The sequence below is a fragment of the Caulobacter soli genome (assembly GCF_011045195.1).
Lineage (GTDB): Bacteria > Pseudomonadota > Alphaproteobacteria > Caulobacterales > Caulobacteraceae > Caulobacter > Caulobacter soli.
Genome location: NZ_CP049199.1, coordinates 3,023,580 through 3,034,910, shown reverse-complemented (window position 1 = coordinate 3,034,910; position 11,331 = coordinate 3,023,580). Strand labels below are relative to the sequence as shown.

General features: G+C 67.1%; 14 protein-coding genes and 1 tRNA gene. 9 read left to right on the top strand and 6 right to left on the bottom strand.

Annotated features, from left to right (window positions below; all coding sequences use genetic code 11):
• Position 1 precedes the first annotated feature (1 nt).
• A complete protein-coding gene (locus G3M62_RS14015) occupies positions 2 to 1,306 on the bottom strand; it encodes an acetamidase/formamidase family protein (protein WP_165187985.1) in 1,305 nt (434 codons plus the stop codon).
• A 110-nt stretch (positions 1,307 to 1,416) separates the two neighbouring features.
• Here G3M62_RS14015 and G3M62_RS14010 point away from each other — a divergent pair, with 110 nt between their 5' ends.
• Together G3M62_RS14010 and G3M62_RS14005 are read left to right on the top strand one after the other, a co-directional pair.
• Entirely contained in the window at positions 1,417 to 1,941 is a 525-nt protein-coding gene (locus G3M62_RS14010) for a hypothetical protein (RefSeq protein ID WP_165187984.1), read from the top strand.
• Between the two features lie 232 nt (positions 1,942 to 2,173).
• Entirely contained in the window at positions 2,174 to 4,312 is a 2,139-nt protein-coding gene (locus G3M62_RS14005; protein ID WP_165187983.1) for a sodium-translocating pyrophosphatase, read from the top strand.
• Positions 4,313 to 4,389: 77 nt separating this feature from the next.
• Here the strand turns inward: G3M62_RS14005 and G3M62_RS14000 are convergent, their stop codons facing one another.
• From G3M62_RS14000 to G3M62_RS13990, 3 genes are all read right to left on the bottom strand, one after another.
• Positions 4,390 to 4,731, bottom strand: a complete 342-nt coding sequence (locus G3M62_RS14000; RefSeq protein WP_165187981.1) for a hypothetical protein — start codon at positions 4,729 to 4,731, stop codon at positions 4,390 to 4,392.
• Between the two features lie 148 nt (positions 4,732 to 4,879).
• A complete protein-coding gene (locus G3M62_RS13995) occupies positions 4,880 to 5,452 on the bottom strand; it encodes a response regulator (RefSeq protein WP_165187979.1) in 573 nt (190 codons plus the stop codon).
• Between the two features lie 172 nt (positions 5,453 to 5,624).
• Positions 5,625 to 6,113 carry an outer membrane protein assembly factor BamE gene (locus tag G3M62_RS13990; protein WP_165187977.1) on the bottom strand — a complete coding sequence of 163 codons (489 nt, stop codon included), beginning with the start codon at positions 6,111 to 6,113 and terminating at the stop codon, positions 5,625 to 5,627.
• Positions 6,114 to 6,234: 121 nt separating this feature from the next.
• On the opposite strand from G3M62_RS13990, the gene G3M62_RS13985 reads away from it, so the two are divergent.
• The 7 genes from G3M62_RS13985 (at position 6,235) to G3M62_RS13955 (ending at position 10,563) form a co-directional block, all read left to right on the top strand.
• Entirely contained in the window at positions 6,235 to 6,765 is a 531-nt protein-coding gene (locus G3M62_RS13985; protein ID WP_165187975.1) for a ubiquinol-cytochrome C chaperone family protein, read from the top strand.
• On the top strand, positions 6,750 to 7,301 hold the full coding sequence (locus G3M62_RS13980) for a YceD family protein (RefSeq protein WP_165187973.1): 552 nt from the start codon (positions 6,750 to 6,752) through the stop codon (positions 7,299 to 7,301). The genes G3M62_RS13985 and G3M62_RS13980 overlap by 16 nt, the downstream gene beginning before the upstream one ends.
• Positions 7,302 to 7,413: 112 nt before the next feature.
• Positions 7,414 to 8,502, top strand: coding sequence for a phosphate acyltransferase PlsX (gene plsX / locus G3M62_RS13975; RefSeq protein ID WP_246263274.1), 1,089 nt, complete (start codon positions 7,414 to 7,416; stop codon positions 8,500 to 8,502).
• On the top strand, positions 8,499 to 9,476 hold the full coding sequence (locus tag G3M62_RS13970) for a beta-ketoacyl-ACP synthase III (protein WP_165187971.1): 978 nt from the start codon (positions 8,499 to 8,501) through the stop codon (positions 9,474 to 9,476). Before plsX ends, G3M62_RS13970 begins: the two co-directional genes overlap by 4 nt.
• Before the next feature lie 188 nt (positions 9,477 to 9,664).
• Entirely contained in the window at positions 9,665 to 9,967 is a 303-nt protein-coding gene (locus tag G3M62_RS13965) for an integration host factor subunit alpha (RefSeq protein WP_029915189.1), read from the top strand.
• 13 nt (positions 9,968 to 9,980) lie between these two features.
• Complete coding sequence (locus G3M62_RS13960) at positions 9,981 to 10,412, top strand: MerR family transcriptional regulator (RefSeq protein ID WP_165187969.1); 432 nt, start codon at positions 9,981 to 9,983, stop codon at positions 10,410 to 10,412.
• Positions 10,413 to 10,486: 74 nt separating this feature from the next.
• A tRNA-Pro gene (locus G3M62_RS13955) sits at positions 10,487 to 10,563 on the top strand.
• A 242-nt stretch (positions 10,564 to 10,805) separates the two neighbouring features.
• Here G3M62_RS13955 and G3M62_RS13950 read toward each other — a convergent pair.
• Together G3M62_RS13950 and G3M62_RS13945 are read right to left on the bottom strand one after the other, a co-directional pair.
• Positions 10,806 to 11,033, bottom strand: coding sequence for a DUF2842 domain-containing protein (locus G3M62_RS13950; protein ID WP_165187967.1), 228 nt, complete (start codon positions 11,031 to 11,033; stop codon positions 10,806 to 10,808).
• Complete coding sequence (locus tag G3M62_RS13945; protein ID WP_165187965.1) at positions 11,030 to 11,293, bottom strand: GlsB/YeaQ/YmgE family stress response membrane protein; 264 nt, start codon at positions 11,291 to 11,293, stop codon at positions 11,030 to 11,032. Before G3M62_RS13945 ends, G3M62_RS13950 begins: the two co-directional genes overlap by 4 nt.
• Positions 11,294 to 11,331: the final 38 nt, after the last annotated feature.

Below are 11,331 nucleotides of genomic sequence, written 5' to 3'. Positions count from 1 at the left end.
GTCACGGCCTGGGCTCGCCCAGCATGGCCAGGGTCTTCTTGCTGATCTTGGCCACGACGTGGGGGCGGGGGTCGACCACTTCGGCGATGTCGTATTCCACGGTCGCGCCGAGCAGGGCGGCGATCTCGGAATCGTTGAGGCCGTAGCGCTCGGCCAGCCATCGCGCCAAGCCGCTGGTCGCCATTTTCAGAGAGTCGTCCAGCGAGTTGTCGATCCCCGACACCATGACGAACTCGGAATCCTCGCTCCAGACCTGGCCCAGATTGCGACCCTTGATCAGGTCGACCGTGAAGGTCACGTCGAGCGAAGTCTCCAGCCCCTGGCCGGTGATCTCGCCGTCGCCCTGCAAGGCGTGGCCGTCGCCGAGCGAGAGCAGGGCTCCAGCCTGATAAACCGGGAAGTACAGCGTCACGCCGGCGGTCAGCCGCCTGTAGTCGAGATTGCCGCCGTGAAAGCCCAGGTCGCCGGCGGCCAGGCCCTGGTTGCTGGGCGGCGCGACGCCGATCGAACCGACCATCGGCGCCAGGGGCAGGGCGAGGCCGGCCAGCCGACCGCTGGCCGAAGCGGGCCGCGCGGCGCCCTTGTCGCGGTCCAGCGTCCAATCCCGGTTCCAGCCTGGGACCGGCGTCTGGACGTGGCCGGCCTGCACGGCCTTCCCGTTCAGGCGGCTCGAAGCCATGTGGGCGACATCGCGGTTGAGCGTGACGCTGTCGAGACGGACCACCAGGGTGTCGCCGGGCATGGCTCCGTCGACATAGAAGGGCCCGGTCAGGGTGTTGCCCGGCATGCCCCGCCACGCCAGCGTCCGGTCGCGTCCCTCGTTGTCCAGCGTCGAGGTCTTCACCGCATCGCCCGGCGACAGATGCAGCACGGGCGGAATTTGACCATCGAAACGGGTCGAATAGGTCTGGGGCGTGAACTCGCGCCGGACAGCCGGCTTGGGCGCGGCGGCGGAGGTCCCGGTCATGCGCACCGCCACGCCATACAGCGCGCCCGTCCCCATGAAGCCGCCGGCGTTGCGGGTCAGGACCACGGTTCCGACCGGCTTGTCGCGACGCAGGAAGTTCAGCGTCGCGCCGGCGACGGTCGACCGACCTTTGACGACCAGCGGCCAGTATCCGTTCTCGTCCAGCGGTCCTGAAGTTCCGCTGATCGCGCCGTTCTCCTCCGAAAGGACCAAGGTGGCCGCGCTGGCGCCGTTGGCGAATTTCACGAAGGTCGGCCAGGCGCCCGTCCAGGGCTCGGCGGCCCACGCCGTCGAAGACAGGACGAAGCTCGCGGCGACGGCGCCAAAGGCTGACTTCATGGAATGACCCCCCAGACTTCCGCGCAGAATGAAGGCTGGGCGACGGGAGGCAAGGGTCGCGCCGCCGTCCGGCAACCAAACCTCAAGCCTTCTTGGTTAAGGCGATGGGCATGACCCGTCCCGCGCCCATCGCCCGCCGCGCCTTCCTGACCGCCTCGCTGGCCCTGCTGGCGACGCCGGCCTTCGCGCGCTCGGCCAAGAAGGAGAAGAAGGAGGGCAAGGAAGGCGAGGCCGCGCCCGATCCGGTGATCAAGCTGCAGTCGATGGCCCTACCGGTGATCGTGAACGGCAAGCTGATCAACTACGTCTTCCTGCAGATGACCCTCACCCTGAAGGAGGGCGTGCTGCCCGTGGTCTTCGAGGGCAAGGAGCCGATGCTGCGCGACGCCATCGTCCGCGAAGCTCACAGCAAGCCCTTCGTGCGGCCAGACAGCTATGTCGCCCTCGACGAGACCCGGCTGAAGGCCTCGATCCTGCGCGAGACCAACGGCTTGATCGGACCGGGCAAGGTGGCGCTGGTCACCATCGTCAAGCAGACGCCGCGCAACTTCATCGCGCCGCCGCCCAAGCCGGGAACCCAGGCCAAGCGGGCCGCGCCCGTGGAGACGGCCGGCGACCCCAACATCGTCCCCTAGCGCTCTCCACGCCCGACCCCGACGGAACGCTGTTCCCGCAAGCGGTTGACACCCTGCGGCCATTTGGCACTGTCGTCGTCTTGGCGTCGTGTCGACGCCATCAGGGAGCATCGAGGGGGCAAGAGGCCAATAGGCCCGTCCACCGTGCGCGGCTGGGGGCGGTCTTTCATGATCGTATCCCGCCAAGCCGGCGACCCTCTCGTGATGGAAACGCAAAGAGGGCGGATTACTGATGAGTTCTTGGCTTTATGTGGCCATTGGGGCCGGGCTGCTGGCGGTGCTGTACGGCGCCGTGCAGACGGCGTCGTTGATGCGGGCCTCGCCCGGTAATGCGAAAATGCAAGAAATCGCCGGGGCGATCCAGGAGGGCGCCCAAGCCTATCTGAACCGCCAGTACACGACGATCGCGATCGTCGGCGTGGTGGTCATCGCCCTGCTGGGCTTCTTCTTCAAGTCGTGGGAACAGCCGGTCGGCTTCGCCCTGGGCGCGATCCTGTCGGGCGCGGCCGGCTTCGCGGGCATGCTGATCTCGGTCCGGGCCAATGTCCGCACCGCCCAGGCCTCGTCCGAGAGCCTGGCGGCGGGCCTGAAGATGGCCTTCACCTCCGGCGCCGTGACCGGCATGCTGGTGGCGGGCTTCGCCCTGATCGGCGTGGCCGGCTATTTCGCCCTCCTGCTGCAGACGGGACATGCCGGCACCGACCGCGTGGTGGTCGACTCGCTGGTCTCGCTGGGCTTCGGCGCCAGCCTGATCTCGATCTTCGCCCGTCTGGGCGGCGGCATCTTCACCAAGGGCGCCGACGTGGGCGGCGATCTGGTGGGCAAGGTCGAAGCCGGCATTCCGGAAGATGACCCCCGCAACGCCGCGACCATCGCCGACAACGTGGGCGACAATGTCGGCGACTGCGCCGGCATGGCCGCCGACCTGTTCGAGACCTATGCGGTGACCACGGTCGCCACCATGGTGCTGGCGGCGATCTTCTTCCGCGGGACCGAGGCGGTGTCGTCGATGATGCTGCTGCCGCTGGCCATCTGCGCGGTCTGCATCGTCACCTCGATCATCGGCTCGTTCGCCGTGCGTCTGGGCAAGAAGCAGAACATCATGGGCGCCCTCTATCAGGGCCTGATCGTGACGGGCGTGCTGTCGATCCCGGCGGTCTATTATGTGATCCACCAACTGGTGCCGACCGCCGTCACCGTCGGCGACCGCAGCTTCGACGCCAACGCCCTGTTCTTCTGCGGCCTGGCCGGCCTGGCCGTCACCGCGCTGATCGTGGTGATCACCGAATACTACACCGGCACCAACTTCCGCCCGGTGAAGTCGGTGGCCCAGGCCTCCGTCTCGGGTCACGGCACCAACGTGATCCAGGGTCTGGCCATGTCGCTGGAATCCACGGCCCTGCCGGCCCTGACCATCATCGTCGGCATCCTGGTGACCTATAACCTGGCGGGCCTGTTCGGCATCGCCATCGCCACCACCACCATGCTGTCCCTGGCCGGCTTCATCGTCGCCCTGGACGCCTTCGGCCCCGTCACCGACAACGCCGGCGGCATCGCCGAAATGGCCGGCCTGCCGCCGGAAGTCCGCGTCACCACCGACGCCCTGGACGCCGTGGGCAACACCACCAAGGCCGTGACCAAGGGCTACGCCATCGGTTCGGCGGGCCTGGGCGCGCTGGTGCTGTTCGCCGCCTATACCGAGGACCTGAAGTTCTTCTCGGCCCACGCCGAGGCGGGCAGCTTCTTCGACGGCATGGGTCCGGTGACCTTTGACCTGTCCAACCCCTATGTCGTGGTCGGCCTGCTGTTCGGGGGGCTGCTGCCCTTCCTGTTCGGCGGCATGTCGATGACGGCCGTGGGCCGGGCGGCCGAGTCGGTCGTGGCCGAGGTGCGCCGCCAGTTCCGCGAGAACCCGGGCATCATGACCTACGAGACCAAGCCGGAATACGGCAAGGCCGTGGACATCCTGACCAAGGCGGCGATCCGCGAGATGATCGTGCCGTCCCTGCTGCCGGTGGTTTCGCCGGTGGTGCTGTTCTTCGTGATCAAGGCCATCGCCGGCAAGGTCGACGCGTTCGCCTCGCTCGGCGCCATGCTGATGGGCGTGATCGTCACCGGCCTGTTCGTCGCCATCTCGATGACCAGCGGCGGCGGCGCCTGGGACAACGCCAAGAAGGTGATCGAGGAAGGCTTCACCGACAAGGACGGCGTGGTCCACAAGAAGGGCGGCGACACCCACAAGGCCGCCGTCACGGGCGACACCGTCGGCGACCCCTACAAGGACACCTCGGGTCCCGCCGTGAACCCGATGATCAAGATCACCAACATCGTGGCCCTGCTGCTGCTGGCGGTGCTGGCCCACGGGATCTGATCGAACCGATAACCTGACATGACGACGCCCCGGAGGTTTCCCTCCGGGGCGTTTTCATTTGGGGACGGTCGTGCGGCTTAGCTGCGGCGACCGTCATGGCGGCGGTCGTCACGGTCGTGACGCTGAACCTGGATCTGGCGGCTCAGGCGATCGAAGCGGGCGTCCAGGTCGGCGCGTTCGCGCATCGACAGGCCGTTCGACCGGCGATAGCTGGCTTCCAGGCGGCTGATCGAGCGGAACTCGCCGCGCAGGCGCTGGGCTTCCGAGCGGGTCAGCGAACCGTTGCGAACGCCTTGGTCGATGCGTTGCTCAAGGTTGGCTTGGCGTTGGTTGACCGACTGCCACGGAGCGGCTTGGGCGGCCAGGGGCGCGGCGGCGACGGTGGCCAGGGCGGCCAGGGCGAGAAGAGTGCGCTTCATGATGTAATCTCCGACGATGTTCTGTCGGGCGCTCGACGCGTCCGATGGGAGCCATAAAGCGCTGCCTCGTCTGAACGTTCCCAGAGCGCGTCGTTGTCTTGCGTTCATGTGGCGGGTTGTCGCAGGCGGCCGGGCCGGCGGTCTATGATCAGTACACGTCTTCCGGATTGAGCACCGGCTCGGGATCGGCCTGGCCATAGGCGTCGGTGAAGGGCGGCAGGCTGTCCTTGGCGGCGGCGCCGCGCCGTTCCTCGCCGATATAGTCGTGGTTGATCTTGCGTCGGCGACAGGGGCCGAAATAGGCGGCGGTCCGAACGAAGTCGCGCGGATTGTTGATCACCTCGTTGACCCGGTGCAGCACGCCGCGCGCGGTGAGCGGCTTGGCCAGGAACTCGGTGACCCCGGCCATGCGGGCCTCGTCCAGGCTGGCGCGGGTGGCGTGGCCGGTGATCATGATGATCGGCGTGTACGGGTTGCTGCTGGCCGGCGAGGTGCGCACCCAGCGCACGAAGGCCAGGCCGTCGACCGGCTGCATCATCAGGTCGGTGAAGATGATGTCGATTTCGCGCTCGGTGACGATCTTCAGCGCCTGGACGCCGTCACTGGCCACGAAGATCTTACGGATGCCCAGCGACTTCAGGACCGTGGCGATGATCTCGCGCATCGGTTCGTTGTCGTCGATGATGAGCACCGTCAAAGGACGCAGATCGGGCGCGCTCAAAAGTCATTCCCCCGGAAGTTGCTGGGCTAGGGTACGTCGCCGCAGCCTTGCTTCCGGAGATTGTATGAAACGTCGTTTAGAAACCGTTGATATTTGGGCAAATTGTCGCGGAAATTCAGCCGCTTAATCTTAACAGACCGTACGGTGAAGCTTCCCGCGACGTCAGGTGGGCCTAGCGGCGGTCCTGCGGGCGGTTGCCCGGAACGTCCTGGTCGTCGTTGGGCAGCATGCCGCCACGGCCGACGTTGCCCAGCAGCTGTTCGAGGATGGTCATCTCGCGGCCGCGGGTCGGGGTCTCATGGCCGTTATAGGCGATGACCTTGCCGTCCTTCAGCGTGTAGGTGTCGACCGAGGCGACCTTCTCGTCGTCCTTGTTGAACTTGATCGCCACGACGTCGCGCTTGATCACGCGGGGCCGATAGAAGGCGACGCGGTCGGTGGTCTGCGAGATGTAGTACCAGGCGTTGGCGTCGAAGGTCGACGTGGCCGAGGGCGAGCCCAGCTTCTCGGTGACGGTCGACTTGGTGTCCTCGCCGATCTTCATGTCGGTCGGCTTGGCCTCGATGGCCTGGAAGCCCGAATAGCTCGTGAGCGGCGTACAGCCCCCGGCGACGGCGGCGAGGCCGATGACAGCGGCGGCGAGAACGGCGGGACGAGACATTGAGGCTCCGAAACCTTGAGCAGGCTGACTTTGACCTATCGCCCGCGCGGGCTTAGTTCAATGGTCCGCGTGGATCGAACGGCTAACTAGTTCCGTGTCGCGGCGAAATCGAGGCGAAGTGATGTTTCTGGACCGGCTGCTCAAACCCAGGCCCGCCAAGGCGGCGGGGGGCAAACTGTACGCCTCGGCGGTGGCTCAGGCCCGCTCGCCGGCGTTCTACGCTCGGATGGGCGTGCACGACTCGATGGAGGGACGGTTCGAGCTGTTCACCCTGCACGTGGCCCTGCTGCTGGAGCGGCTGAAAGCCCAGGGCGAGTCGGCCGCCGAGGTCTCGCAGGAGACCTTCAACGCCTATACGCGCGGCCTGGACGACGCCTTCCGCGAGATCGGCGTGTCCGACACCGCGGTCGGCAAGAAGATGAAGAAGCTGGTCGGCGCCGCCTATGGCCGCCTGAAGGCGTTCGACGAAGCGGCCAACGCCTTGCCCGACCGCTCGGTGCTGAGCGCCGCCCTGGCCCGCACGGCCTTCGAGGAGCGCGGCGAGGGCGACGTGGCGGCCCTGACGGACTATGTGGTCGCCGCGCGTGACCAACTGGCGGCGCAACCGCTCGAGACCCTGCTGCAAGGAGAGGCCCAATGGCCGAAGGCGTGATCAATCCCTGGCCTTACAGCGTCACCCTGGGCCGGATGGGCCGTAGCGGCCTAGATCTGCGCTTCGAGCCGAACGCCGCCGAGCGCGCGGACATCGCCAAGACCCTGAACCTGGTGTCCCTGGAATCTCTGGACGCCGAGGTGTTCCTGCGTCCCTGGCTGGACGGCGCCGAGATCTCGGGCCTGATCCGCGCTCGCGTCGTCCAACTGTGCGGCGTTTCGGCCGAGGAGTTCGAGGAGCCGATCGAATCGCGGTTCTCGGTCCGCGTCCTGCCGGCCGACAGCGAGAACAGTTCGCCCGACGAGAACGGCGACCTGGCGCTCGATCCCGAGGGCGACGATCCGCCGGACGTGCTGGAGGGCGAGACCATCGACGTCTCCGGCTATGTGATCGAGCACCTGGCCCTGGAGCTGGATCCGTTCCCCCGCAAGCCGGGCGCGGTTTTCCAGCCTCCGGTCGAACCGGTGGACCTTTCGCCCTTCGCCGCGTTGAAAAAGCTGAAGAGCGACCCCGACACTGGAGGGGAAGGGGGCTGAAATGGCCGTCTCCTTCCGCTTGCGTGATATTCTCGCGGCTGTATCGTCCCGCCGCCTTGCCGCGTCACCTTTGAATGGGCGGTGCGCCGCTTTCAGGAGCCGATAGCGCCTCGTGCCTCAACCCGTAGTCATTTCGATCGACGCCATGGGCGGGGATCACGGCCCGTCCGTGATCGTGCCCGCCGTGGCGCTGGCCGCCAAGAGTCTTCCCGACGTCCGCTTCCTGCTGCACGGCGACGAGACCCAACTGAACGCCCAGTTGGCCAAGTCGCCCGACGCGCGCGCCGTCAGCGAAGTGCGCCACACCGACAAGGCCATCTCGATGGAGGAGAAGCCCGCCCAGGCCATGCGCCGGGGCAAGGGCACCAGCCTGTGGAACGCGGTCGAGGCGATCCGCAACAATGAGGCCGCCGCCTGCGTCTCGGCCGGCAACACCGGCGCCCTGATGGCGATCTCCAAGCTGATCCTGCGCATGGGGGCCAATCTGGAGCGCCCGGCGATCGTGGCCAGCTGGCCGACCATGACCGGCGTCTCGGCCGTGCTGGACGTCGGCGCCAATGTCGAGAGCGACGCCAAGCAGCTGCTCGAGTTCGCGATCATGGGCGCGGCCTTCCACCACGCGGTGCACGGCTCGCAGCGCCCGACCGTGGGCCTGCTCAATGTCGGGTCCGAGGACCAGAAGGGCCATGAGGAGGTGCGCGAGGCGCACGCCATCCTCAAGGAGACCAAGCTGGACTTCGACTATCGCGGCTTCGTCGAAGGCACCGACATCGCCAAGGGCACGGTCGACGTGGTCGTCACCGACGGCTTCACCGGCAATGTCGCCCTGAAGACCGCCGAAGGGCTGGCCCGCTTCTTCGCCGCCGAGATCCGGTCCACCTTCACCTCCGGTCCGCTGGCCATGCTGGGCGCGGTGATCGCCTCGGGCGCGCTGAAGAAGATGCGCCGACGCCTGGACCCGGGCCGGGTCAATGGCGGACCGCTGCTGGGTCTGAACGGCATCGTGGTCAAGAGTCACGGCGGCGCGGACGCCATCGGCTACGCCTCGGCGATACGCGTGGCCGTCGATCTTGCGCGCAGCGACTTTTCGGCGGAAATCGATCGTAACCTGAAACGTCTGACCGAAACCGGCCTCAAGTCGGGTGCAGAAGAAGGGACCGGAGGCGCGTCGGGCGCCGAAGGCCAGGGAGCTTCCGAGTGAGCTTGATACGTAGCGCCGTCACCGGCGTCGGGGCCTATCTGCCTGACAATGTGGTCACCAACAGCCAGCTGGCCGAGACGGTGGACACCAGCGACGAGTGGATCGTCGAACGCACCGGCATCCGCCAGCGCCACAAGGTGGCCGACGACCAGCCGGTTTCGGACCTGGCGTTCCGCGCCGCCCAGCAGGCGCTGGAGAAGGCCGGCAAGACCGCCGCCGACGTCGACCTGATCATCGTGGCCACCACCACGCCGGACATGACCTTTCCGGCCACGGCCACCATCGTCCAGCGCAAGCTGGGCGCGCCGATCGGCATCGCCTTCGACGTCCAGGCCGTGTGCTCGGGCTTCGTCTACGCGTTGAGCGTCGCCGACGGCTTCGTGGCCCGGGGGCACGCCAAGTGCGCCCTGGTGATCGGGGCCGAGGCCATGACCCGGCTGATGGACTGGACCGACCGCGGCACCTGCGTGCTGTTCGGCGACGGGGCCGGCGCGGTGGTGCTGGAGCCGCGCGAAGGGCAGGGGACCACGGCTGACCAAGGCGTCTTGGGTTTCGCCCTGCGCGCCGACGGCACCAAGCAGGAGCTGCTGTATGTCGACGGCGGTCCGTCGACGACGGGCACGGTCGGCAAGCTGCGCATGCTGGGCAACCAGGTGTTCAAGCACGCGGTGATCAACATCTCCGAGGCCATCTTCGCCGCGGCGGAGATGGCGGGAGTCACCGTCCCCGAAGTCGACTGGTTCATCCCGCACCAGGCCAACCAGCGGATCCTGGCCGGCGTGGCCCATCGCTGCGGCATCGACGAGGACAAGGTGATCTCGACGGTCGCCTTGCACGCCAACACCTCGGCCGCCTCGATCCCCCTGGCCTTCGCCCAGGGAATCGCCGACGGCCGGATCAAGCCGGGACAGCTGCTGCTGCTCGAGGCGATGGGCGGCGGATTGACCTGGGGCGCCTGCGTGGTGCGCCTTTAACCAAAGCTTGGCCGTTTTCAGCCGCTAGCTTGCGCTATCGTCTCAAGTCTTGGCGCTCAGCCTTTGACTCCATGCGATAATCACGGCATGCAGGCTTGAGTTGATGAGAGCGCGTTGCAGAAACACGGGGCTCGACCCTGTCTGACGCGCGCGCTCTGGGGTTTGTCAATCAAGCGTAAGGGGGCGTCATGAAAGGCGCGACATTGACCCGGGCCGATCTCTGTGAGGCGGTCCACGAAGAAGTCGGTCTGACCCGCCAGGACTGCGCGGGCCTGGTCGAACGCACCCTGGATCTGGTCGCCGAGGCGCTGGAGCAGGGTGAGACGGTCAAGCTTTCCGGCTTCGGCGTCTTCCAGGTGCGTGACAAGCGGGCCCGCATGGGTCGCAATCCCAAGACCGGCGAGCCGGCCGAGATCGAGCCCCGCCGGGTGATCGGTTTCCGGGCCTCGCAAGTCATGAAGGCGCGAATCGACCGCGCCTTGGGCGGCTAAGGGGCATCATGCGGTGGCGAAGGGGCCCAACGCCTTCCGCACGATTTCCGAAGCCGCCGACGAGCTGGGCGTGCCGCAGCACGTCCTGCGTTTCTGGGAAACCAAGTTCTCGTTCATTCGCCCGATGAAACGGGCCGGCGGGCGGCGGTTCTACCGCCCGCAGGACATCGCCGTGCTGAGCGGCGTGCGCGCCCTGCTGCACGCCGAGGGCTACACCATCAAGGGTGTGCAGAAGCTGCACCGCGAGCAGGGCCTCACCCACGTGATCGCCGCGGGCCTGGGCGACAACGGCTCGGCCTCGCTGGACGTCCTGACCGTCGCCGCGGCCGTCGATTCGTCTCCGCGGAGCGAGCTGGCCGACGAAGCGCGGGGGCGGCTGGTGATGGCGCTGGGCGACCTGCAGGCCGTCAAAGCCCGGCTGGACGGGCTTTTGCGGGGCGCCTGAGGGGCGCTGAAAATCGCTCAGGAATCCCATTGCCCCCGGAGAAAGCCGCACCTATAAGGGCGCTCCTTCCGGATCGGAGCGTGGCGCAGCCTGGTAGCGCACTTGACTGGGGGTCAAGGGGTCGCAGGTTCGAATCCTGTCGCTCCGACCATTCCTCCCCGTGGGGATTGGAGACCGGAAGAGTGGAAAGGCCGCCCTCCGGGGCGGCCTTTTTCGTTTCCGACATTCTGCTTGGGAAGCAGACGCTCTACGTGGATGTCGGCGATCACTTGCCCCCTACGGATCGCTTCGCGATCGTCTTCCCCCAGAGGGGGAAGAGGCGCTCCAAGCCTTCGCCCCCTATGGGGGCGGACAGGCGGCGAAGCCGCCAGGTGGGGGCAAGTCCGTGAGCCTCTAGCGTCCGATCGGCTTGTCCGCCTTGCCCATCCACGACATCAGCGGCATCAGCGGCAGGCCCCAGCCCATGCCGGCGATCACGAAATAGATCAGGTGCACGGCGCGATTGTTGGGCAGGTAGTCGTAGAGGCTGGTGAAGGCCCAGATCCAGACGCCCAGGAACACCATGATGCCGATCCCGCCGATCAGCTTGCGCAGGCGAGCGGGAATAAGGGGAGCGCTCAAGCGGGTCTCCGGAAGACGCTGGATACGATGCCGAGAACGGCCAGGAAGAAGATCGCGCCCACGCTGGAGACCAGCAGGCTGCCGAGGAAGCCGTCGAACCGCAGGTCCAGCCGCTGGGCGATGAAGGTTCCGATGAACGAACCGACGACGCCGATCAAGAGCTTGGTGAAAAGGCTGTGGCGGCGGGCCAGCGTCAGGTCGGCCACCCAGCCGGCCAGGATGCCGATCACCACGGCCACGAACACGCCAACCCCGCTCATTATGTTCTCCAACCCCCGAAGCTCGTCGCATCATCGCA